The sequence below is a fragment of the Bradyrhizobium sp. USDA 4506 genome (genome assembly GCF_054058795.1).
Genome location: NZ_JBSSBM010000002.1, coordinates 3,189,901 through 3,210,311, shown reverse-complemented (window position 1 = coordinate 3,210,311; position 20,411 = coordinate 3,189,901). Strand labels below are relative to the sequence as shown.

Below are 20,411 nucleotides of genomic sequence, written 5' to 3'. Positions count from 1 at the left end.
TCGACTAGCGCGGTGTGATAGTATCCACAATTCACCGCGCTATAACCGTCGCCGACGACATCGGGCGACGGTTGCCATGGCGCACAATCACGACCACGACCACAGCGGTCATTCTCACGGACATGCCGGGCATTCCCATGCGGGGCACAGCCACGCGCCCGACAGTTTCGGCACGGCGTTTGCGGTCGGCGCGTCGCTGAACACCGCCTTCGTCGTCGCGGAGCTGATCTTCGGTTATTCCGCCAACTCGCTGGCACTGGTCTCCGACGCGATTCACAATCTCTCCGACGTCATCGCGCTGCTGCTGGCCTGGGGCGGAGCATGGCTCGCCGGCAGGCGGCCGACCGATACTCACACCTATGGCTACCGTCGCGCCTCGATCCTGGCGGCGCTGTTCAATGCCGGGTTGCTCCTGATCGCGGTCGGCGGCATCGCGGTCGAGGCGATCAACCGCTTGCGCGAGCCGGCGGAGGTCGCAAGCTGGACCGTGGTCTGGGTCGCGGCGCTCGGCATCCTGATCAATGGCGGCACCGCGCTGCTGTTCATGCGCGGCCGCGACAGCGACCTCAATGTCCGCGGCGCCTATCTGCACATGGCGGCGGATGCCGGCGTCTCGCTCGGCGTCGTGATCGCCGCGCTCCTGATCATGGCGACCGGCTGGCAGTGGCTCGATCCGGCGATCAGCCTGGTGATCGCCGTGGTGGTGCTGCTGAGTGGCTGGGAGCTCGCCCGCGACAGCGTCAACCTCGCGCTCGACGCGGTGCCGAGGGGGATCGATCTCAAGCAGGTGAGGGACTATCTCATCGCGCTCGAAGGCGTCACCGAGGTGCACGACCTGCACATCTGGGCGATGAGTACCAGCGAGACCGCGCTGACCGCGCATCTGGTGCGGCCCGGCGGACACGACGATGTCTTCCTGCATCATGTCTGCGCCGAGCTCTCGGAGCGCTTCAGCATCCACCACGCCACGCTGCAGGTCGAGATCAGCAGCGAGACCTGCCGGCTGGCGCCGGCGGAAATGGTCTAGCCTAGGCAGCCGCGATCCACTCGCATTCAATTGATCGATCGACCCATGTCCACGTCTTCCACGGGCGGCGACGACACGGCACATTGCGACCGCACGCGTTCAAATCACCGGCGCGATCAAACGGGGGGGGGGCGACATGAAGAAGGCAATCGGTCTTGCGATGCTGCTCTGGACTGTGGGCGCGCTGCCGCATGCGGACGCCGAGCCGGCGAAATCGGGCGTCGAGAAGCTCTACATCCTCAACTGCGGCGAAGGCGTTGCCGGCGACATTTCACGCTGGTCGCCCGGCGTCAATGAAGGCAAGTCGATGGACTTCGTGGACAATTGCTACCTGATCAAGCATGCCCAGGGCTGGTTCCTGTGGGACACCGGGATTCCCGACGCGGTGGCGGCAATGCCGAACGGCCTTGCGCCGGCCGACCCCAAGGCGGTCACCTGGCGGCGGCCGAAGACGCTCGCCGCGCAGCTCGACCAGCTCGGCGTCAAGCCGTCGGACGTCAAGGCGATCGCCGTGTCGCACACCCATCCCGATCACATCGGCAATGTCGAGCTGTTCCCGGCCGCGATGCTGTATGTGCAGAAGGCGGAATATGAATGGCCCGGCACCAACAACGCGCCGCGCTTCAAGCCCGAGCATCCCGTGACCAAGCTCGAAGGCGACCGCGACGTGTTCGGCGACGGCAGCGTCACCATCCTGTCGACGCCGGGCCATACGCCCGGCCACCAGTCGCTGCTGGTGAAGCTGCCGAACACCGGCGCGATCGTGCTGACCGGCGATGCCGTTCACTTCAGGGACAATTGGGACAATCGGCGCGCGCCGAGCATGAACGCCAGCAAGGAGCAGACGCTGGCCTCGATGCAGAAGATCGCCGATACGCTGACGAAAGAGAAGGCGCAGCTCTGGATCAACCACGACAAGGCGCAGCGCGACGGGCTGAAGCTGTCGCCGGAATTCTACGACTGAGCCGCCGTGGCGGTGTTCGCTTTCGACCAGTTTCGAAAGATCTGCGCGGTCTCCTCGTCCATCGGAAAGAAGCTTTCGATGCGCAGCTCCTGCAGCGTGACGTCCTGGGGCGTTCCCAGCGTCGCGATCGTGGTGAACAATTGCAGGCTGACGTCGCCCTTGCGGAACAGCATCGGCAGCACCGGTCCGGATGCGGGACTTGCCGGCGCGGCCAACGCGGCCTCGACACCGTCATAGGCCAGCAGGCGCTTGAGCAATTCCGCCGTCGCGGTGGTGCCGTCGGCGGCGGCATCGGCCTCGACGCTGCGGACGAAGTAGCCGGCAACCTCGGTCCAGTTGGTGAGATAGGGGCGCAACACGCCGGGCGCGACCAGTGCGTCGGCGAGATTCACCGCCGTGCCTGGCGCCAGCGGCCCGACCAGGAATTCCACCAGTTGGCTTGCGCCTGCATTGGCGAGCAGCAGATTCCAGTGCCGGTCGACCACGACCGCCGGGAAGGGCTCCTGCTGTGCCAGGATGAAATCGAGCGCGTAGCGAATCTGGGCGAGCTCCGGCGCGGCGAGGTCGGTTTGCCGCCACACCGGCGCGAAGCCGGCCGCAACCAAGAGCGCGTTCTGCTGGCGCAACGGCACGTCGAGCGCCGCGGCAAGCCGGATCACCATGTCGCGGCTCGGCGCGGCGCGGCCGAGCTCGAGAAAGCTGAGATGGCGCTGCGAGATATCGGCGCGCCCGGCGAGCTCGAGTTGCGAGTGGCCCTTGCGCTGCCGCCACCAGCGCAGGCTGGCCGAAAAATCGCGCTGCTGCGACATGAATACCTGTGAAGTAGTTGCCGGAATGATCTCGCCGGGCAAGATGCCACAAACGAACCGAAAACGCATGGGGATCGGGATGGGCGAGTGGATCGGCGTTGCGATTGCACTGGTCTCGAGCTGCCTCGGCGGCACCGCCGCGGCGATCACGCGTTATCTGGCGGGCAATGCCGACCCGATCACGCTGGCGATCCTGCGCTGGGCGATCGGCTTTCTCTGCGTGCTACCGGCCGCGGTCCTGCTCGGCGCGAAGTGGCCGCGACGCGCGGATTGGCCGGCGGTCGCGGCGCTCGGCGTCGCCTTCTTCGGCGTGTTCTTCGTGCTTTATAATCTCGCGATGTCCTACACGACGGCGGCGCGCGCCAGCCTGGCGCTGGCGACCTTGCCGCTCTCCACCATGGTGGTCGGCGCCATGCTCGGCATCGAGCCGCTGACAATGCGCAAATCGATCGGGGTCTCGATCGCGGTGCTCGGCGTGGCGGCGGCGCTGGCATCCGGGCTGGCGGCGGCGCCAGTGGGGGCATGGCGCGGCGAACTGATCATGGCCGCCGCGGTGCTCTGCATGGCCTTCTATAACGTGCTGTCGCGGCCGTTCATCCGCCGCTCCAGCGCGCTCGGTTTCCTTGCCGTCGGCATGGGCGCCGGCGCGGCCGCGCTGGTGGCGGCGGGATCGTTCACTGGCAGCCTGGCGACGCTGCGCGAGTTCGGCACGTCGCAATGGATCGCGGGGCTCTATCTCGGCATAGCCGGCGGCGCGCTGGCCTTCATCCTGTGGGTGCTGGCGCTCGAGCGGGCCTCGCCGACCCGCGTCGCCAACACCATGACGGTCAATCCGATCGCCGCCGGGCTGCTTGCGAAGCAATTGGTCGGCGAGCCGATCACGGCCAATCTGGTCGTCGGCCTGATCGCGGTCTTCGCCGGGATCTGGATCGCGACCTCGGAAACCAAATCGGTCTGATCAGCTGCGCGGGGCGGCAGGTGCGGTCGTCGGCGGCGCAGGCGAGTGCGTCGGCTTCAGCGTGCCGGCGTAGAACGACAGGACGAACACCAGGATAAGGCCGACAAGATAGACCCCATAGGATTGCGGCGGGGTGATCGCCCATTGCATGAGGCGTCGGATCGGGTTTGGCGGGCCAGTGTCGTTGTCCATGCGCTGTTTGTGCGCGAAGGGCCGGACAAAAGGAAGCGGAATCGGCGCCATTCAGCGGTCGTGTTCCGCGCGAAATGGTGAGGCGGGCGGCCTTGCAATGCCGCATTGGCATCCGCATCTGTCACGCGACGACCTGCCCTTCCTCCCGCACCAATTGCCCGGCATAATCCAGCTTATGGAACTGACGCCCCGTTTGCGCCTCATGAATTGGCTGGTCCGCCAGGGTCTGACGGGCCTGCCGGAAAACGACCTGCTGCGCGGTTTCTGCGAGCGCTGCCGGGCGGCCGGCATGCCGCTGTCGCGGGCGATCGTCTTCATCGATACACTGCATCCGATCTTCGAGGGACGCGGTTTCCGCTGGAACGACGGCGAGAGCAACGAGGCCGACATCTTCGAATACGGTTCGACCAGCACCGGCGAGGCCAGCCAGACCTGGCGGCGGTCGGCCTTCTATCACATGCTCGAAAACGGCCATGACGAGATAGTGATCGATCTCGCCGACACCTCGCACGATTTCTCCATGATCGGCGAGTTGGCCGAGAAGGGCCACAAGCATTTCGCCGCCTTCGTGCATCGCTTCGGCGAGGCCGGCACGATCGGCGAGATGGACTGCTTCTACTCCTACTACACCACCCGCCATTCGGATGGGTTCGACGAGAACCACATGGCGGCGCTGCGCGACCTGGTGCCGGTGCTCGGGCTCGCGATCAAGTCGGCCGCGCAGGTCGAGATCGCCCGCACGCTCGGACGGGTCTATCTCGGCCGTGACACCGCGGAGCAGGTGCTGCGCGGACGCATGCAGCGCGGCATCACCGAGAAGATCAAGGCCGTGCTGTGGTACTCCGACGTGCGCGGCTCCACCGCGATCAGCGAGCGGATCGGCCCGGACGAGATCATTCCGTTCCTCAACGACTATGCGCAGGCATCGATCGACGCGATCCATGACGCCGGCGGCGAGGTGCTGAAGCTGATCGGCGACGGCGTGCTGGCGATGTTCACCGGCGAGAACGTGGCAGGCGCCAAGCGGGCCGCGCTGCGGGCCGAGCACAGATTCCGGCATAACATCCGCGTGCTGAACGATCGCCGCGAGAACGAGGGCCGGCCGACCACCACGGCCTATGTCGGGCTCCATGTCGGCCAGGTCTTCTACGGCAATATCGGCAGCGAGGACCGGCTGGATTTCACGGTGGTCGGACCGGCCGTCAACGAGGTCAGCCGGATCGCGTCGATGTGCGCCTCGGTCGATCGGGAATTGCTGACCTCGACCGATTTCCGCACCGGGCTCGACGCCGCCGGCCGCAACTATCTGGTCTCCACCGGCCGCTTCGTGCTGCGCGGCATCGGACATGCGCAGGATCTCTACACGCTGGACCCGGCGATTGCCGCCGACGAGGTCGTCGGCGGCAAATACGAACGGTACCTGGCGAGCTAGACCTTCCCGTCATTGCGAGGAGCGAAGCGACGAAGCAATCCATCCCTCCGCAAGTGGAGACATGGATTGCTTCGCTTCGCTCGCAATGACGTGGGTGGAGAGTCCGTTCAGCACCGCGCGGGTTCGCCGACCATGTCGGGCTGCCGCGTCAGCGACACCGCGGGCGACATCAGGATCACCAGCGCCTGGGCGGCGAAGATCGCGGCCGCGAGATAGAGGCAGGCTTCGGCGCCGTAGAGGCCGCCGACGATGGCGCCGAGCGCGGAGCCGAGCGGGCGGGCGCCGTAACTCATGATGTTGATCGCCGAGACGCGGCCGAGCAGCGAGGGCGGCGTCACCGACTGCCGCAGCGTGGTGGTCGAGATCACCCACAGGATCGGGCCGACGCCGAGCAGGAAGAAGCTGAGGCCCGCGAGCAGCGGCGTCGCAATCCAGGTCGTCAGCGCCATCACGGCTGCGGCGACGAAGCCGGTAACCGGGCCGAGCCCGATCACGGTGCCGAACGCCAGCCGCTTCATCACGCGGGTCGCGAACAGCGCGCCGACCACCATGCCGACGCCGTACATCGCAAGCGTGGTGCCGACACCGGTCGCGCTGAGCCCGAGGTGGCGCACCGCATAGGGCACGAACACGGCGAGCAGCAGGAACGATGCGGTGTTGAAGATGAACTGGGTGATGAACACCGGCCGCAGCAAGGCGTGATGCATCACGAAGACTGCGCCTTCCTTGATGTCCTGCAACGGATGGCGCCGCGGGGCAGGCTGGCGCGCCGGCTCGTAGATGCCGGCGAGCAGCACGACTGCGATCGCCGACAATGCCGCGGCGAAGCCGAATGCGGGCGCGGCACCGACCCAGCCGACCAGCACGCCGCCGAGCGCGGGGCCGCCGGCGAACGCGACGGTACGCGCGAGCTCGATGCGGGCGTTCGCCGCCGGCAATTGCTGTGACGTCACCAGCGAAGGGACCAGCGCCGGCGCAGCGACGCTATAGGCGACCGTGCCGCAGACCGCGATGAAGCCGAGCAGCGCGAGCAGCGGCAGCGTCATCAGGCCGAGCCACAATAGCAGCAGGATCGCGGCAACCGCGGCCGCGCGCAGCGCTTCGGAGCCCGCCATCACCCAGCGCCGCGACACGCGGTCGGCGAGCAGGCCGGCGGGGATCGCAAACAGGATGAAGGGCAGCGTCAGCGCGGTCTGCAACAGGCCGGTCTGGCCTTCGCCGACGCCGAGCAGCAGCACGGCGACGATCGGCGCAGCCGCTAGCGCAATCTGTTCGGCCGATTGCGCGGCAAGGTTGGACCAGGCCAGGCGGTTGAAGGTGGCCGGCAGGCGAGGCGTATCGGCGGACATGACGGAATCCTTGATCATTCGACTGCCCGGTAGTGTGTGGTTGGAAGAGGCCCGATCCCACCCGTTTCCCGATAACGCCAAAAGCAGAAGCCCGCCGAAGGGGATCGGCGGGCTCTTCCAGAGTCAGACTTGGCTGAAAGCTGTCACTGCGGTTTGGGAGCAGGCGCCAGTTGGCCCGTAATGGTGCCGACCAGCGCGGTTGGCGCGCTTTCGATGCCCACCGTCGGTGTTTCGGCGACCTCGGCCTTGCGCTGCGCCAGCGCGCTGGTCAGGCTGGTGAGCGCGTCGGAGCCGGCCGGGAAGCCGGCCTCCGAGAGGATCTTGTCGATCATCGGCTTGAATGCCGAGACCGACAGCAATTGCGCGGCGAGGCCGTCGCCGAGCCCGAGGCCGCCATTGCCGTTGGCGTGGCCGTTGGCGCCGCCGCGGCCGAGCATGCTGCCGGTGTCGAAGATCCGGATGTCGGAGATCTTCTCGATCGGCTTCACCGCCTCGGCGAGCGCGCTCGGGATCACGTTGATCCGCGCGAGGTTGAGATCGTAGGCGATCATGTCGGCGCTCAGTCTGTTGCGCGCCTCCGCCTTCATGGTCGCGACCTCGGCTTCGGCCTGGCCGAGCGCCTTGACGCCGGCAGCGCGGGTGGTGGCAGCCGCTGCATCGGCCTTGGCGAGCACGTTGGTGGCTTCCGCCTTGTTGGCGGCGGCCTGGCGTTCCGCCTCGGCCATCACCGTGATCGGCATCGCGTCGGTCTCGGCCGCCTTGCGCGCCGCGATCACGTTGATGATCTTGTCGCGCTCGGCGATCTCGGTGGCGCGGGCGGTGGTGACCTTTTCCTCGGCGGCGATCGCAACGGCACGCGCGGTCTCGGCGATGGTCTGGGCCTCCGACTGCTCCTTGCTCTTGGCCGCGACCGCGATCGCGCTTTCCTGCGCGACGATCTGAAGGTCGCGCTCCATCTCGGTGTTGCGGCGCTTGACCGCGAGATCGGCCTCGATCTTGCGCGTGTCGCGGGCCTGGTTGGCCTCGGTCTGCTTGTTAGCGACCGCGAGCTCCTGCTGGATGCGGTATTCGGCCTCGTTCTGTAGCGCGGTCTGTTCGACCTGCGCGGTCTGCGCGCGCATCGCGGCGGTCTTGTTGGCGATGTCGCGCTGCTGGGCGAGCTCGGCCTCGCGCTTGGTGCTTTCGATCGTCAGCGTGGTCTGCCGCGCCACCAGATCCTGCTGGGCGATGTTGACCTCGGTGGTGCGGACGATCTGGTTGCGCTCCTGCTCACGCTCCTTGGTGATCTTGGTCAGCGTGGTGAGACCATGCGCATCGAAGAAATTGCTCGGGTTGAAGTGCTTGATGTCGCTCTGGTCGAGCTTCGTCAGCGACACCGATTCAAGCTCGAGACCGTTGTTCTGGATGTCGGCGCCGACCGCGTCCTGCACCGCCTTGACGAAGGTGGCGCGCTGCTCCTGCAATTCCTCGAGGTTCATGGTCGCGGCGACCGAGCGCAGGCCGTCGACGAACTTGGCCTCGACCAGTTCGCGCAGCTCGGCCGCGTCATTGGTGCGGTTGCCGAGCGTCTGCGCCGCGAGCGCGATCGACGACGCGTCGGGTTTGACGCGCAGATAGAACTCGGCGCCGATGTCGACGCGCATGCGGTCCTTCGTGATCAGCGAGTCCGGGCCGCCGCGCGCGACCTCGAGCCGTAGCGTTTTCAGGTTCACCGCCGCGGTGGAGTGGAAGATCGGCAGCACGAGCGAGCCGCCGTCGAGCACCACCTTCTGGCCGCCGAGGCCGGTGCGGACATAGGCCTCATCGCGCGTCGAGCGCTTGTAGAGCTTTGCGAACAGGAGACCGATAACGAGGATGACGATGACGCCAATAACGACGGGTACAGCAAGTTCCCACATGTGTTATGCCCTGTTGGAAGATCGTTGTTGTTCGACGAGGTCGGCTGGAGCGGCAATCGCGATGAAGCCCTTGGCATCGCGATCGACCAGCAGCACGCTGGCGCCGACCGGCAATGCCTCGGACTCCGCGCTGGCACGCGCCGACACGGTGTGCCAGTTGCCGAAGACATCCTTGAGACGGACCCGGCCGGGCAGGCCCTGATCGAGCGGGCCGACCGACACGGTTGCGACCTTGCCGACAAAGTCGCTGTCGTTGACCGCATAGCTCTCGTCGCGCGGAATGATGCGGGCGAGGCCGCGGCTGGTATTTCTGATCACGGGGATGCTGCCTGCGGCAGCAACCACCGCGGCAAGCGAGACCGGGATGGCGGTGCCTGCGGCGTGCGCCAGTCCCTGAAGCAGGAAGCCTCCGATCGAGAAGATGCCGAGGATCAGGATGATCAGGATCAGGAGGGGAAGCCGTCCGGCGTTGATCCAGAGAAACAGGCCACTGAGAGCATTGTGGCTCTCGGCCTCGACCGCGAAATCCTTGCCGATCAATTCGCTGATCGAAAGTCCGACCATGGTGCTGAGCAGTTCGATACCGCCAAGTGCCACCATGATCGCAGCCGCGACCGCGAAGGGCCGCACGTCGGGGGCGAGCAGAATGTCGCCAACTGCACTCATTTTTCTGACTTGATCCTTTCAAGCCGCGCCGCGATTTCCTTTTCGCGATGCAGGCGATCGAGTTCGTCAAGCTCCTTGTCGCCGAGCACGCTGGAGGCGGGAACGCCGGTGACCCGGGCGATCGCCGCCATGGCGCGCTCAGCACTCAATGTATTGGTCGCGGATGGGCCCCGGCTGGTTTCGTCCTGGGCCTCGCGGATCAGGCTTTGTTCGAGATCGGCCAAGCGCGTCTCCGCCTCGCGGCGCGCGCCGAGCATGGCCTGCAGCGCCTTGGTCTGCTCGTCGATTTCGAGCTCGATAAAATCCATCGCGCGTTCCAGCGCGATCACCTGCGACTCCAGATCAATTTGCCGTGCGACGCCGGCACGCGCGAGATCCTCGCGATTTTCCGCAAGTGCGAGACGAATCTTCTCGTTCAGACCAGCCGTTTCGGTATCCAGTTCTTCGCGCCGCTTCTTCAGGCGGAATTCTTCGGCGCGCGACTTGCCGAGCGCGTAGCGCGCCTCGTCGGCGCCGGCGTCGATCTCGCGGATCGCCTGTTTGACCAGCGCGACCTTGTTGTTGTTCTCGACATTGTCGATGGTCTGGCTCGCGATGGCGGCAAGAAGCCGGCCCATGCGCGCAAGGATGCCTTCGTGAAGCATGGTCTTCTCCTCCGGTTGTGCTGATTTCGATTTGACGGCGATGTGGATTTCGTAGCCGCGTCCATCCGAGATCAAATGCGCCGGGAAGGGGCTTTCCCAGCCCGAGACATATCCCGGCACATCGAACGGCACCAAGACGCGTCCGCTGACAGTGCTAATGGTCAGTGAAGTTGGGCCCTTGATTGCGAACAACTTGTCGTCGAGCGGTATCCGGCGGACGGCGGCGCCTGCGATGTAATTGGCGCGGTCGCGCAGGCCGAGCGTCACCAGCCGTGCGGGCAGGCCGGTCTCCTTGCGGATCTTCTCGTAGGCCTGGGCGTGCAGCGAGACGAGGTTGGCGCCGACGGGGGCGACCTCGGCGAGGATTGCCATCATCCGGTCGTAGGCCGCAAGGGTCGCCTCGATCGCCTCGATGCCTGAAGGGTCAGGGGCGAGGGCGTAGCGCAGGGTTGCGGTGGGCGTCTCGACGGGCAGCTTGATCATGCATCTAACGTAAAGCACTTCCTCAGTACTTTACAAGCAGCGCGGTTGGTATCATTTTCGTGAGCCTAGATGCAGTTGCAAATGAGTTGCAATAACGGGAGAGATCGGCCATCCTTGTCGGATGGATGCTCGGACCCCTGAACTGTCTTCCGTTTCCGTTCCCAATGCCGTGCCAGGCGGCTGGCGGGGCGATGCCGGACATGTGCGCAGCCTGCCGGAGGTGAACGCGACCGTCGCGGTGCCTTCAGGCGGCCTTTGTTGGCGGCGACTGCTGGCCTTCGCCGGGCCGGGCTATCTGGTTTCGGTCGGTTATATGGACCCCGGCAACTGGGCCACCGACCTCGCGGGCGGATCGAAGTTTGGCTACACGCTGCTGTCGGTCATCCTGCTCTCCAACCTGATGGCGATCCTGCTGCAGGCGCTCGCCGCAAGGCTCGGCATCGCCACCGACCGCGATCTCGCCCAGGCCTGCCGCGCGACCTATTCGCGGCCGGTGAACCTGCTGCTTTGGCTTGCCTGCGAGGCCGCGATCATCGCCTGCGACCTTGCCGAGGTGATCGGCACCGCGATCGCGCTCAAGCTGCTGTTCGGCATTCCCCTGATTGGCGGCGCGCTGCTGGCGGCGCTGGATGCGTTCCTGCTGCTGCTCCTGATGAACCGCGGCTTCCGCTTCCTCGAGGCCTTCGTCATCGCGCTCTTGATCGTCATCGCGGTCTGCTTCGTCGTCCAGATCGCGGCCGCCGCGCCGCCGGTTGCCGCTGTGATCGGCGGCTTCATGCCCTCGCGCGAGATCGTCACCAATCCGGAGATGCTGTACATCGCGATCGGCATCATCGGCGCCACCGTGATGCCGCATAATCTCTACCTGCACTCCTCGATCGTGCAGACCCGCGCCTATCCGCGCACCGAGGAGGGACGGCGCGACGCGATCAAATGGGCGACCACCGATTCCACCATCGCGCTGATGCTGGCGCTGTTCGTCAATGCCGCGATCCTGGTGCTGGCGGCCGCGACCTTCCACAAGAGCGGCCATTCCGACGTCGCCGAGATCGACCAGGCGTTCGAGCTGCTGTCGCCGCTGCTCGGCCTCGGTATCGCCTCGACGCTGTTTGCCGTGGCGCTGCTCGCCTCCGGCCTCAACTCGACGGTAACGGCGACGCTGGCGGGCCAGATCGTGATGCAGGGCTTTCTCGATCTGCGGCTCCCCGACTGGCTGCAGCGGCTGGTGACCCGCGGCATCGCGATCGTCCCGGTCATCGTGGTCGCCGCGCTCTATGGCGAGAGCGGCACGGCGCAGCTGCTAGTGTTCAGCCAGGTCGTGCTGTCGATGCAGCTGCCGTTCGCGGTGATCCCGCTGGTGCGCTTCGTGTCCGACAAGCGCAAGATGGGCGCGTTCGCGATTTCGCGTCCCGTCGCGGTGGCGGCGTGGATCGTCGCCGGGTTGATCGTGGTCCTGAACGTGAAGCTGCTGATCGATACGTTCTTCGGCAGCTAGTCTTCGGCAGCTAGTCCTGCGGCTCGGCGAGCACCTCGCCTGAGGCGTCGACGCGGAGCCAGCCCGACGGCGCGAGCCGCTGCTGCGGCAGGAAGCGGCCCTTGTAGTCCATCTTCTTGGAGCCCTCGATCCAGTACCCGAGATAGACGTAAGGAAGGCCCTGCCGGCGGGCGCGGGCGATATGGTCGAGGATCATGAAGGTGCCGAGCGAGCGGGCCTCCAGCCCGGGCTCGAAGAACGAATAAACCATCGACAGCCCGTCGCTGAGCACGTCGGTCAGCGCCACCGCCATCAGCTCGTCGCCGCGGCCGGTGATGGCGCTGTCGGCATTGCGCTTGCGGTACTCGATGATCCGGGTCTCGACATGGCTGTCCTCGACCATCATCGCGTAGTCGAGCACGGTCATGTCGGCCATGCCGCCGTTGCGGTGGCGGCGGTCGAGATAGGCCCGGAACACCGAATATTGCTCCGAGGTTGGCACCGCGGTGCGCTGCTCGCCGATGATGTCGGCGTTGCGGGCCAGCACCTTGCGGAAGTTGCGGGAGGGGCGGAATTCGTTGGCGATCACCCGGACCGAGACGCAGGCCCGGCACTGGTCGCAGGCCGGGCGGTAGGCGATCGACTGGCTGCGGCGGAAGCCGCCATGGGTCAGCAAGTCGTTGAGATCGCCCGCTTTGTCGCCGACCAGGTGCGTGAAAACCTTCCGCTCATGTCGGCCCGGCAAATACGGGCAGGGCGACGGCGCCGTCAAATAGAACTGAGGAGTATCACGCGAATGCTGGGTCACGTCAGATCGTCGGGCTCCACAAACAATACAGGCAGCCGAGTTAACATCGCCCCCCTGAGGCTAACGGTCAATTGGTTTAGGCGGGCCTAATAGGAGGTCCGCGCGGCCGGGGCGACCGGGGTCCGGACCGAGCTGTTGATAATGACGGTTCCGAGGATGATGTCGTGCAGCAGCCGGCGGCGGCCGTTGAGCAGCCCGATCAGGAGCACCAGCGGCGACAGGAACGAGATCGTCACCCAGAACAGCACCGCATGGGTGGCGCCGAGCACGAAATAGCCGCGCGCGCCGTACCAGGTCCGCAGTTCCAGATCCATCATGCGCATGCCGATGGTGGCCGAGTGCTGCCCGCCGATCGAGGCGCCGTAATAGACGATCGCCCAGACGATCGAGGCCGGCGACAGCAGTGCGAACAGGTGCCAGCCTAGGAAGAAGGTGACGAGACCGAATAGCAAAATGAAGATCGCCGCGAGGATCACCGGCACCGACAGCACGAACAGGTCGATCAGGAACGCAAAGACACGGCGCGTCAGCACGCCGCGGAACAGGTCCGGCTGCATCATTGGGTCGAACGCATGCGGAGGAACGCCGCCGTCGTTGCGCCAGGCCTCATTGCGCCAGGTGCCGCCGTCATTGCCGTAGGACATGACCAACCTCCGATGAAAGTCCCGCGCAGGACATGGGAACAGGAGGCGCGTTCGCCAAGCCTGCGCGAACATTAACTAGCCGAAATATTCCGGCGATTCGGGGGCTGGATCGAGCGGTTCTACCTTCACGCCGTCATTGCGAGCGGAGCGAAGCGATCCACTTGTCGCAATAACGGCGACGGCCGTCAGCTCTCCGCCTTGATCTTTTCGGCGGCCTTCGGCGCGAAATAGGTGAGGATGCCGTCGGCGCCGGCGCGCTTGAAGCCGACCAGGCTCTCCATCATCGCGCGCTCGCCGTCGATCCAGCCATTGGCGGCCGCGCCCGCGATCATCGCGTACTCGCCGGACACCTGGTACACGAAGGTCGGCATCGCGAAATGGTCCTTCACGCGGCGGACGATGTCGAGATAGGGCATGCCGGGCTTCACCATCACCATGTCGGCGCCCTCGGCGATGTCGAGCTCGACCTCGCGCAGCGCCTCGTCGGAATTGGCGCTGTCCATCTGGTAGGTGCGCTTGTCGCCGGTCAGCGTCTTGGCCGAGCCGATCGCGTCGCGGAACGGGCCGTAGAAAGCGGAGGCGTATTTCGCCGCATAGGACATGATTTGCACGTCGCCGAAGCCGCTGTCGTCGAGCGCCTCGCGGATCGCACCGATCCGGCCGTCCATCATGTCCGACGGCGCGATCACGTCGCAGCCGGCCTCGGCCTGGGTCAGCGCCTGCTTCACCAGCACCGCGACGGTCTCGTCGTTGAGGATCCTGCCGCCCTCGATCAGCCCGTCATGGCCGTGGCTGGTGAAGGGATCGAGCGCGACGTCGCAGAGCACGCCGATGTCGGGAAACTCCTTCTTGATCGCGCGCACCGCCTGGCAGACCAGATTGTCGGGGTTGAGCGCCTCCGAGCCCTGCTCGTCGCGCAGCGACGGCTCGGTGAACGGGAACAGCGCGATGCAGGGGATGTTGAGCTTTGCCGCGCGCTCGGCGTCGCGGACGATCTGGTCGACGGTGAGCCGGTCGACGCCGGGCATCGAGGCCACCGGCGTGCGGGTGTTGTGGCCATCGACCACGAACATCGGCCAGATCAGGTCGTTGGTGGTCAGCACGTTCTCGCGCACCAGGCGGCGCGCCCATTCCGACTTGCGGTTGCGCCGCATCCGGATCGTGAGGTCGAGCGAGGGGGAGGCGAGGGCGTCAGTCTGGCGCCGCGGCGCATCGCGCAGTTCGATCGGGCGCCCGAATTTGATCGCCATGTTGTCTTCTCCTCGACGGACGGCAGTTCTGGACCAGATAAGGTCTGGACCTGATATAAGTCCGGTTCTAGCACCTGTCAGGGCCGCCGTCATTGCGTCGCTTTTGCATCCGTGGCGCCCTTGATTTGCCGCAACGGCAATTGATTTTGCGTCCCCGGCGGGCCAAGACTGCGCCCATGAACACCATTTTGCAGCCGCTCTGCGGCGATTCGGATGTCTGACACCTCTGCACGCGATCAGGCGCGGGACAATGCCATCTCGGTGAGCGCGATCTCGTCCGACCGGATCGAGCCGGACGACAATGCGTGGACGCGGCGCCTCGTCATCTTCCTGCGCATCATGGCTGTCGTCTCGGTCGCCAAGGGCCTCTATCACTGGGCCCAGGTAACCGGCTTCGTCGGCGGCGAGGAGGAGGCCTTCGAGAACCAGTCGATGGCCTGGCAGACCGCCACGATCTATTTCGCCGTCATCGAGCTCGTCGCCGCCGTCGGGCTCTGGCTCGCGACGCCCTGGGGCGCCGTGGTGTGGCTGACCACCGTGGTGTCGATGGCGGTCATCGAGCTGATGTTTCCCGGCATCTATGGCGGCAGTCTCACCGTGGTCGGGCTCGAGGCGCTGATGCTCGCCGCGTATCTCGCGCTGGCCTGGATGTCGGCGCGCGAACGCCCGCCATAGGCCGGCGTGCAGCGCTGGCCTGATGCACTGTTGCCCCGTGGCGACAGCGCCACGAATAGCCGGCCGCGGCCGGCAATATTTGCCAGCCGTGCGCGCAACGAGAAGACAGCTCTGCTGGTTCTGATAGGTGGGTGCCGACAGATCGCATCCGTTTGAGACACCCCCTTCAGGGACCGTCTCTACGGGACCTGCCGTCGGGGCCCATTTCACCGGACCTCGGCGCGTGTGCCGGCCGGCTTTGCGCGGGCCGACGGCGGAACCGGTCTTGCTCTCCGCAACAGATCTGCACCCGCTTGCGCGCATCGCGTGCACGTCCCGCCGCTGCACTCCGATAAAATTTTCAAAGAATTTTCCGGTAACCAATCGGTCACCGTAAAGGGTTCCCTCATACCCGTTACGCCACCGTTTCGAATTCAGACGATGCTGTTTCCGAATGTGACAGGGCAGGCAGACGAAGCGTGAACAAGGGTCCGCCACCGTCAATGAAAAGTTGCGAAAAGCCTTTGATCCATGGGCTTAATCCACGATTCACTGTCTTAAATTCATGATCTCTTTATTCTCTTATTTAAGCGGATATTCAAACGGCCCCCTTACGTTGGACCTATCAGGCGGGACACAAGTTTCGTCGAATAAAGTCGATAAAAACGACAAACAGGGGAAGTGTCATGATGAAAGCCGTTGCGACAACGGCGGCGGATGCCGCTGATCGCGCTACCGGTCAAGCTCCGGTGCAGCCGCTCTATCTCGAAGCCCTGACTTTGGTGGAGCGGCTGCATCGCCGGCTCCTCGACGTCATCAAGGACGAATTCGATCGTCGTGGCCGCGCCGACATCAACTCGGTGCAGGCGCTGCTCCTGTACAACATCGGCGACAAGGAGTTGACCGCCGGCGAGCTGCGCACCCGCGGCTACTATCTCGGCTCCAACGTCTCCTACAATCTGAAGAAGCTCGTCGAGCTCGGCTTCCTCGATCACCAGCGTTCGCGCGTCGATCGCCGCTCGGTCCGCATCCGTCTGACCCCGCAGGGCCAGGAGGTCCGCAAGATCGTCGACGCACTCTATCAGAAGCACGTCAAGACGGTGGAGCAGGTTGGCGGCATCTCGAACGAGGAGTTCGCGAGCCTCAACAAGTCGCTGCATCGCCTCGAGCGCTTCTGGACCGACCAGATCCTGTATCGCCTCTGAGCCTTCCCGTTTTCGCCTGATGGCCAAGCCGGCCGCGCGAGAAGACCGGCAGCCTTCCTTCAGTCCAGCCTTGCTCCAGTCAACGCATCGGTCATGCCCGGCCGATGCGTTTTTCATGCTGCACCTGCGAAAATAAATGGGCCCCGGCGAGGAACCAAGGCGTTCCCGGCGGCTTATCCGTTAGCCAACGGAGAGGCAGGGATATGTTGCTCGAACGCGGGATTGAGGTGCTGAATGTCGAGGTCGTCGGTGACGCCTACGCGATCGCCTCGAACTATCTGCGCAAATCCGGCGCTATCGCCGACAATTTCGCCACCAATGAGCGCCTGCTCGGCATCATCGTGAAGCTGTTCCAGCGTGGTGAGATGAATCGCCTCCGCCTCGCCAACAAGGCGATCGCAAAGTTCGAGGCCGAGACGCTGGTGGTCGCCTGAGCGTCAACCCGGAGACTTCAATGGAAGCCGCTATCGATCGGATCATGCAGACGTATGATCTGCTGCTCAACCGCACGCCCGCTGCGAGCGACGAAGCGCGGGCGAAGGTGACAGAGTACGTGCAGACGCTGTTCGACGCCGGCGAGCGCGATCCGCATCGGTTGACGGTGTGCGGGCTGACCTATCTGCGCCAGCTCGACGGTAGTACCGACCACGTGAAGGCCGGCTATACCGGGCTGTAGCGGCGCGCCTGGTTTCGCAGTCTGATTCTGCATCGTCGGCAAGGCTTCCTCGGCGGCGGTTTGCTTTGCTCGCAACGACGCGATGACGGTGCGGGTTCCTCACGCACGATCGTCGTCCTGAAAGCAGGACCTATAACCACCGCATTTGGCGATGAGCGGGATCGCGGCCCCAGCGTCGCGCAACAATAGTGATTTGGGGTAATGGGTCCTGGCTTTCGCCAGGACGACACTGAGTTTGTCGCAACTCAAAACTGAAATGGAGCAACCGAAACCGCCAACTTTCCGTCGCTCGATTTCTGCACGGTGAATTCGACTTCCTTGGAAGCCTTGATGTCGCCCACAGAGACCGAGATGCCGCCGCTGCATTGCAATGTTCGCTTGTCCTCACTTGCCGAGGTCGTGACGATCTTTTCACCGAGGAGGTATTGTGGATTTGCGTTTTCCGCAGTGGGCTTCGCCGTCGATTCCCTGGCGGCGAAATTGACAAGCGGATTGCGGTGATCGTTGGAGATGGTCTGGAGCACTGCCTTCCGGGTTTCGATTGAATCGCACTCGAGTTGATCGCCGCAACCACCCAGAACAACCAGAACCGGAAACCCTAAAAACCAAAGCAGTCGTGACGGCATGCCGATTGACTTGTGTGGGATGGATGGTTTCCGACAACCGACCCAACGGAGCATGGTTCCTGCGCTCGCGCTCGGCGCGGCCGCTCCGGCTGCGGCTTGCGATCTTGCTAACCGGCCGGCCACTATCGAAGGGAACGCTAATCTTGCTGCTCCGTTGGTCCTCGATTGCTTGCGAGGAGCCGATCATGCGCACAACTGTCCTATTCGCTGTCCTGGCGTTCGTCCTGGCTTTCGGCGTTGCAGGACTGGCAAGTGTGCGCCCGGCCAGCGCCCGGGATTATCCCTGGTGCGTGCAGGGGCGCGGCGTCGGCTATCCCGGCGATTGCATGTACCGAACCCGTGCCCAGTGTCTCGCGTCAGCTTCCGGAAGGAACGTGACCTGCGGGATCAATCCTCGCGCCGCATATGGTCAGCAGCGGCGGGGATATCGCGACCGCTATTAGTTGTCTCGCCGATGGCGCGCGCGAGGCGATGGGGAAGGGCGCACCCAACGGGTGATGCGGTTAGCTGGGGCCGCTTTTGAGCCGGCCGTTTTGAAACCTCTACTACCCTATGGATAGGTGTGGCCTTTCTGAGCAACGCGCACAGCCAGTGGCGTGCGGGGAAGATCCCCAAACTCGGACGAGTCGTAGTCTCGGCCTTCAGGTGTCACGATGTGGATGTCGTAACACTGCGACCGTGAAAGCTCTTTTGCCTTGCGTAGAGCTGCTTCGGCCGTGCCACGACGGTGCACGATCTCTCCAAACCTGCACCTAGCTTTTACGGTGAAGCTCATCTTTCTTCTTTTTCTTGTTTCGCTTGACGACCTCGGCCTGAGCCCGGAAGGCTTGGGCGAGGCTCTTCATTTGCTCGGCCGCGAATTCGTCAGCCGTCCGCACCGCCGCCTGCTCGGCGGTCTTGGCCTGCTTCTTCAGGTCCTTGGCTATACCCATACCCTGTAACTTCCACGCCGTTCCGGCAGTTCCATCCGTTTGATCTCATTGACGCGAAGCTGGCAGGAACTTTTCACGCTCCCCGGGCTTTTTGATTTTGCTTTTGAGGGGCAGCCAAACGTCAGCGTTGGAGAGAGGAGCCATGAAGCGACGACGCCGGGTTAGGCAGATTTTCCCCCTTGAAAAACGCCTTGTCCAGGAAGCCAAACGGCTACGTCAACGGGCCAAGAACCTACCTCCCTGTCGAGAGCGAGAGACCCTGTTGAGGCAGGCGCGGCATGACGAAACCACCGCCAATTTGACGGCGTGGCTCCTGTCCCAAGGTCCGCGGGCACCCATTTAGGAGGACGCTCAATGCATACAAACCACCACCATATCGACGGTGTGGAGATTGCCTTTGTCAGCGCTGCGACCGTGTCGCTTGTGGCTCTCATCGCCTCCATGGCCTGGCTTTTGCTGTGGTGAAACTTGCCAGGGTGAAATTCGACCGCTCCATCGAGAACCTTCGTTCGATGGTCGTGGCGGCCTCGCCTTGAGGTGCCGGCTTTGCATTCTCTTCCGTCCAGCCGATCGACTGTTGCGCACAAGACACTCGCCTTGGGATATCCCGGCAACGCCTCTCGCTTGCGGGCGACGCTGAGTGCGATACGACACGACCTGATGAAACGCCGCCATGCGCCTATCGGTGAGACCGGCGTTTGGCTCCGTCGCGTGATGCAGGGATACCTGAACTACCACGCGATCCGGGGAACGAAGCGGCTCGGCATGTTCCGCGCCGAGGTCTGCCGGGCCTGGCTGCGCTCGCTTCGTCGACGCAGCCAGCGCTCTCGCATGACCTGGGAAAGGTTCCGACGATTCATTGGGCGATACATCCCGAAAGTCCGCGCATGTCATCCGCATCCCAACCCAAGGATTTACATAAGCTAATGCTGGAACTGCGCGGTTCTTGATGGATGGGAGAGCCTGCCTCCAATAGCTCAGCCCCGGATCAGGCAAATGGCCCCAGCACCGGCCTCCAGGCCCCCAAAGCTGCTGGGGCCATTTCGTGGTTTGGCGCGTTACCTGATGCGTTTCGGACGAGCTTCGACCGCGCCACCGTTCCGTGAGTGATCTGCCGCAGCGTCCCGTCTGCTCTCCGTGAGCAGACGGGACGTCGGTGTTACTTGTTCTCCGGCTTCCACGTCGTGCTGGCGCGATCGTATTTGAAACCAGGCGCAGCCTTCAGGCTGTCCTTGGTCTCGTCGAGCGTAAGCCACCACTTGTCGTCCTTCTTTTGAGACTTGACGGCCGTGAACGGCACGATCACGTCCTTCTCGCGGCGCCGAGGAAGCCGCCGACACCGACGACGAGACCGGTCACCTTGCCGGACTTGTCGACAAGCACGTCGTCAACCGTCCCGATCTTGGAGTCCTCCGGGTCGTAGACATTCTGCTTGTAGTAGTTGGTGATGGTCGAACTGTCCGCCGGGGCGGCGGCGAACCATTCCGAATCAAAGCAAGCGAAAAATGACCGGAGCTGGTGCGGCGATTTGCAGCACTGGCTAGCCGCGCTCTCCGGCTTGCCGAAGGCTGTGGCGAATGGTCGCTAGCGATACGCAGACGCGAGATCGGCGAGCGATTCCTGACCCGAGGGGACCGCGCTGTCCGAATGGCGATGCGATCACGTGACCGGATGCAGCCGGCGATCGGCAGGCTGCTTTCCGAAAATTCAGGAGGAAGCC

The 20,411-nt window shown here is 64.5% G+C and carries 23 protein-coding genes; 10 read left to right on the top strand and 13 right to left on the bottom strand.

Annotation, left to right across the window (positions count from 1 at the left end):
* The first annotated feature begins 76 nt into the window (after window positions 1–76).
* Together ACVIHF_RS17300 and ACVIHF_RS17295 are read left to right on the top strand one after the other, a co-directional pair.
* Window positions 77–1,027 carry a cation diffusion facilitator family transporter gene (locus tag ACVIHF_RS17300; RefSeq protein WP_310881961.1) on the top strand — a complete coding sequence of 317 codons (951 nt, stop codon included), beginning with the start codon at window positions 77–79 and terminating at the stop codon, window positions 1,025–1,027.
* Window positions 1,028–1,163: 136 nt separating this feature from the next.
* Complete coding sequence (locus ACVIHF_RS17295) at window positions 1,164–1,991, top strand: N-acyl homoserine lactonase family protein (RefSeq protein WP_456792369.1); 828 nt, start codon at window positions 1,164–1,166, stop codon at window positions 1,989–1,991.
* Here ACVIHF_RS17295 and ACVIHF_RS17290 read toward each other — a convergent pair.
* Window positions 1,982–2,800, bottom strand: coding sequence for a helix-turn-helix domain-containing protein (locus ACVIHF_RS17290; RefSeq protein ID WP_076834395.1), 819 nt, complete (start codon window positions 2,798–2,800; stop codon window positions 1,982–1,984). The genes ACVIHF_RS17295 and ACVIHF_RS17290 overlap by 10 nt on opposite strands.
* A gap of 79 nt (window positions 2,801–2,879) precedes the next feature.
* Between ACVIHF_RS17290 and ACVIHF_RS17285 the strand changes: the two genes are divergently transcribed.
* Window positions 2,880–3,758 carry a DMT family transporter gene (locus tag ACVIHF_RS17285; protein ID WP_456792368.1) on the top strand — a complete coding sequence of 293 codons (879 nt, stop codon included), beginning with the start codon at window positions 2,880–2,882 and terminating at the stop codon, window positions 3,756–3,758.
* Here ACVIHF_RS17285 and ACVIHF_RS17280 read toward each other — a convergent pair whose 3' ends face one another.
* Entirely contained in the window at window positions 3,759–4,001 is a 243-nt protein-coding gene (locus ACVIHF_RS17280) for a hypothetical protein (RefSeq protein ID WP_456792367.1), read from the bottom strand.
* 124 nt (window positions 4,002–4,125) lie between these two features.
* Between ACVIHF_RS17280 and ACVIHF_RS17275 the strand changes: the two genes are divergently transcribed.
* A complete protein-coding gene (locus tag ACVIHF_RS17275) occupies window positions 4,126–5,382 on the top strand; it encodes an adenylate/guanylate cyclase domain-containing protein (RefSeq protein WP_050384941.1) in 1,257 nt (418 codons plus the stop codon).
* 107 nt (window positions 5,383–5,489) lie between these two features.
* On the opposite strand, the gene ACVIHF_RS17270 is transcribed toward ACVIHF_RS17275, so the two are convergent.
* The 4 genes from ACVIHF_RS17270 to ACVIHF_RS17255 form a co-directional block, all read right to left on the bottom strand.
* Window positions 5,490–6,731, bottom strand: coding sequence for an MFS transporter (locus ACVIHF_RS17270; RefSeq protein ID WP_456792366.1), 1,242 nt, complete (start codon window positions 6,729–6,731; stop codon window positions 5,490–5,492).
* A 143-nt stretch (window positions 6,732–6,874) separates the two neighbouring features.
* Window positions 6,875–8,629 (bottom strand): flotillin family protein, encoded by a 1,755-nt coding sequence (locus ACVIHF_RS17265; RefSeq protein WP_168855951.1) that lies wholly within the window; start codon window positions 8,627–8,629, stop codon window positions 6,875–6,877.
* A 3-nt stretch (window positions 8,630–8,632) separates the two neighbouring features.
* Window positions 8,633–9,295, bottom strand: a complete 663-nt coding sequence (locus tag ACVIHF_RS17260) for an OB-fold-containig protein (protein ID WP_092078044.1) — start codon at window positions 9,293–9,295, stop codon at window positions 8,633–8,635.
* The gene (locus tag ACVIHF_RS17255; protein WP_456792365.1) at window positions 9,292–10,422 is read right to left on the bottom strand and encodes a PspA/IM30 family protein; all 1,131 of its coding nucleotides are present in this window, start codon (window positions 10,420–10,422) and stop codon (window positions 9,292–9,294) included. The genes ACVIHF_RS17260 and ACVIHF_RS17255 overlap by 4 nt, the downstream gene beginning before the upstream one ends.
* Window positions 10,423–10,543: 121 nt before the next feature.
* Here ACVIHF_RS17255 and ACVIHF_RS17250 point away from each other — a divergent pair, with 121 nt between their 5' ends.
* The gene (locus ACVIHF_RS17250; protein ID WP_456792364.1) at window positions 10,544–11,917 is read left to right on the top strand and encodes an Nramp family divalent metal transporter; all 1,374 of its coding nucleotides are present in this window, start codon (window positions 10,544–10,546) and stop codon (window positions 11,915–11,917) included.
* Between the two features lie 10 nt (window positions 11,918–11,927).
* Here the strand turns inward: ACVIHF_RS17250 and ACVIHF_RS17245 are convergent, their stop codons facing one another.
* The 3 genes from ACVIHF_RS17245 to hemB form a co-directional block, all read right to left on the bottom strand.
* On the bottom strand, window positions 11,928–12,704 hold the full coding sequence (locus tag ACVIHF_RS17245; RefSeq protein WP_026192842.1) for an arginyltransferase: 777 nt from the start codon (window positions 12,702–12,704) through the stop codon (window positions 11,928–11,930).
* Between the two features lie 86 nt (window positions 12,705–12,790).
* Complete coding sequence (locus ACVIHF_RS17240; protein ID WP_456792363.1) at window positions 12,791–13,348, bottom strand: RDD family protein; 558 nt, start codon at window positions 13,346–13,348, stop codon at window positions 12,791–12,793.
* A 185-nt stretch (window positions 13,349–13,533) separates the two neighbouring features.
* On the bottom strand, window positions 13,534–14,598 hold the full coding sequence (hemB, locus tag ACVIHF_RS17235; RefSeq protein ID WP_456792362.1) for a porphobilinogen synthase: 1,065 nt from the start codon (window positions 14,596–14,598) through the stop codon (window positions 13,534–13,536).
* A gap of 213 nt (window positions 14,599–14,811) precedes the next feature.
* Between hemB and ACVIHF_RS17230 the strand changes: the two genes are divergently transcribed.
* The 4 genes from ACVIHF_RS17230 to ACVIHF_RS17215 all read left to right on the top strand — a co-directional run bounded on the left by ACVIHF_RS17230 (window position 14,812) and on the right by ACVIHF_RS17215 (window position 17,133).
* A complete protein-coding gene (locus ACVIHF_RS17230) occupies window positions 14,812–15,273 on the top strand; it encodes a DUF6163 family protein (protein WP_016845013.1) in 462 nt (153 codons plus the stop codon).
* Between the two features lie 665 nt (window positions 15,274–15,938).
* Window positions 15,939–16,457: a transcriptional regulator LdtR gene (gene ldtR / locus ACVIHF_RS17225; RefSeq protein WP_018271925.1), complete on the top strand. Its 519-nt coding sequence runs from the start codon at window positions 15,939–15,941 to the stop codon at window positions 16,455–16,457.
* Window positions 16,458–16,660: 203 nt separating this feature from the next.
* On the top strand, window positions 16,661–16,891 hold the full coding sequence (locus ACVIHF_RS17220; protein WP_141342653.1) for a hypothetical protein: 231 nt from the start codon (window positions 16,661–16,663) through the stop codon (window positions 16,889–16,891).
* Between the two features lie 20 nt (window positions 16,892–16,911).
* Entirely contained in the window at window positions 16,912–17,133 is a 222-nt protein-coding gene (locus ACVIHF_RS17215; RefSeq protein ID WP_016845010.1) for a hypothetical protein, read from the top strand.
* A gap of 245 nt (window positions 17,134–17,378) precedes the next feature.
* On the opposite strand, the gene ACVIHF_RS17210 is transcribed toward ACVIHF_RS17215, so the two are convergent.
* Window positions 17,379–17,759 (bottom strand): hypothetical protein, encoded by a 381-nt coding sequence (locus ACVIHF_RS17210; RefSeq protein WP_141341081.1) that lies wholly within the window; start codon window positions 17,757–17,759, stop codon window positions 17,379–17,381.
* Window positions 17,760–17,782: 23 nt separating this feature from the next.
* On the opposite strand from ACVIHF_RS17210, the gene ACVIHF_RS17205 reads away from it, so the two are divergent.
* Entirely contained in the window at window positions 17,783–18,202 is a 420-nt protein-coding gene (locus ACVIHF_RS17205) for a DUF3551 domain-containing protein (RefSeq protein WP_456792361.1), read from the top strand.
* Between the two features lie 309 nt (window positions 18,203–18,511).
* Here the strand turns inward: ACVIHF_RS17205 and ACVIHF_RS17200 are convergent, their stop codons facing one another.
* From ACVIHF_RS17200 to ACVIHF_RS17190, 3 genes are all read right to left on the bottom strand, one after another.
* Window positions 18,512–18,691 carry a hypothetical protein gene (locus ACVIHF_RS17200; RefSeq protein WP_016845008.1) on the bottom strand — a complete coding sequence of 60 codons (180 nt, stop codon included), beginning with the start codon at window positions 18,689–18,691 and terminating at the stop codon, window positions 18,512–18,514.
* Window positions 18,692–19,850: 1,159 nt separating this feature from the next.
* The gene (locus tag ACVIHF_RS17195; protein WP_456792360.1) at window positions 19,851–19,997 is read right to left on the bottom strand and encodes a hypothetical protein; all 147 of its coding nucleotides are present in this window, start codon (window positions 19,995–19,997) and stop codon (window positions 19,851–19,853) included.
* Complete coding sequence (locus tag ACVIHF_RS17190) at window positions 19,994–20,092, bottom strand: PRC-barrel domain-containing protein (protein ID WP_456794100.1); 99 nt, start codon at window positions 20,090–20,092, stop codon at window positions 19,994–19,996. Before ACVIHF_RS17190 ends, ACVIHF_RS17195 begins: the two co-directional genes overlap by 4 nt.
* Window positions 20,093–20,411: the final 319 nt, after the last annotated feature.

Excerpts from the sequence above, each read along its gene's own strand:
- ACVIHF_RS17300 (WP_310881961.1), top strand. The coding sequence starts at position 77 with ATGGCGCACAATCACGACCACGACCACAGCGGTCATTCTCACGGACAT.
- ACVIHF_RS17295 (WP_456792369.1), top strand. The coding sequence starts at position 1,164 with ATGAAGAAGGCAATCGGTCTTGCGATGCTGCTCTGGACTGTGGGCGCG.
- ACVIHF_RS17290 (WP_076834395.1), bottom strand. The coding sequence starts at position 2,800 with ATGTCGCAGCAGCGCGATTTTTCGGCCAGCCTGCGCTGGTGGCGGCAG.
- ACVIHF_RS17285 (WP_456792368.1), top strand. The coding sequence starts at position 2,880 with ATGGGCGAGTGGATCGGCGTTGCGATTGCACTGGTCTCGAGCTGCCTC.
- ACVIHF_RS17280 (WP_456792367.1), bottom strand. The coding sequence starts at position 4,001 with ATGGCGCCGATTCCGCTTCCTTTTGTCCGGCCCTTCGCGCACAAACAG.
- ACVIHF_RS17275 (WP_050384941.1), top strand. The coding sequence starts at position 4,126 with ATGGAACTGACGCCCCGTTTGCGCCTCATGAATTGGCTGGTCCGCCAG.
- ACVIHF_RS17270 (WP_456792366.1), bottom strand. The coding sequence starts at position 6,731 with ATGTCCGCCGATACGCCTCGCCTGCCGGCCACCTTCAACCGCCTGGCC.
- ACVIHF_RS17265 (WP_168855951.1), bottom strand. The coding sequence starts at position 8,629 with ATGTGGGAACTTGCTGTACCCGTCGTTATTGGCGTCATCGTCATCCTC.
- ACVIHF_RS17260 (WP_092078044.1), bottom strand. The coding sequence starts at position 9,295 with ATGAGTGCAGTTGGCGACATTCTGCTCGCCCCCGACGTGCGGCCCTTC.
- ACVIHF_RS17255 (WP_456792365.1), bottom strand. The coding sequence starts at position 10,422 with ATGATCAAGCTGCCCGTCGAGACGCCCACCGCAACCCTGCGCTACGCC.
- ACVIHF_RS17250 (WP_456792364.1), top strand. The coding sequence starts at position 10,544 with ATGGATGCTCGGACCCCTGAACTGTCTTCCGTTTCCGTTCCCAATGCC.
- ACVIHF_RS17240 (WP_456792363.1), bottom strand. The coding sequence starts at position 13,348 with ATGTCCTACGGCAATGACGGCGGCACCTGGCGCAATGAGGCCTGGCGC.
- hemB (WP_456792362.1), bottom strand. The coding sequence starts at position 14,598 with ATGGCGATCAAATTCGGGCGCCCGATCGAACTGCGCGATGCGCCGCGG.
- ACVIHF_RS17230 (WP_016845013.1), top strand. The coding sequence starts at position 14,812 with ATGTCTGACACCTCTGCACGCGATCAGGCGCGGGACAATGCCATCTCG.
- ldtR (WP_018271925.1), top strand. The coding sequence starts at position 15,939 with ATGATGAAAGCCGTTGCGACAACGGCGGCGGATGCCGCTGATCGCGCT.
- ACVIHF_RS17220 (WP_141342653.1), top strand. The coding sequence starts at position 16,661 with ATGTTGCTCGAACGCGGGATTGAGGTGCTGAATGTCGAGGTCGTCGGT.
- ACVIHF_RS17215 (WP_016845010.1), top strand. The coding sequence starts at position 16,912 with ATGGAAGCCGCTATCGATCGGATCATGCAGACGTATGATCTGCTGCTC.
- ACVIHF_RS17210 (WP_141341081.1), bottom strand. The coding sequence starts at position 17,759 with ATGCCGTCACGACTGCTTTGGTTTTTAGGGTTTCCGGTTCTGGTTGTT.
- ACVIHF_RS17205 (WP_456792361.1), top strand. The coding sequence starts at position 17,783 with ATGGTTTCCGACAACCGACCCAACGGAGCATGGTTCCTGCGCTCGCGC.
- ACVIHF_RS17200 (WP_016845008.1), bottom strand. The coding sequence starts at position 18,691 with ATGGGTATAGCCAAGGACCTGAAGAAGCAGGCCAAGACCGCCGAGCAG.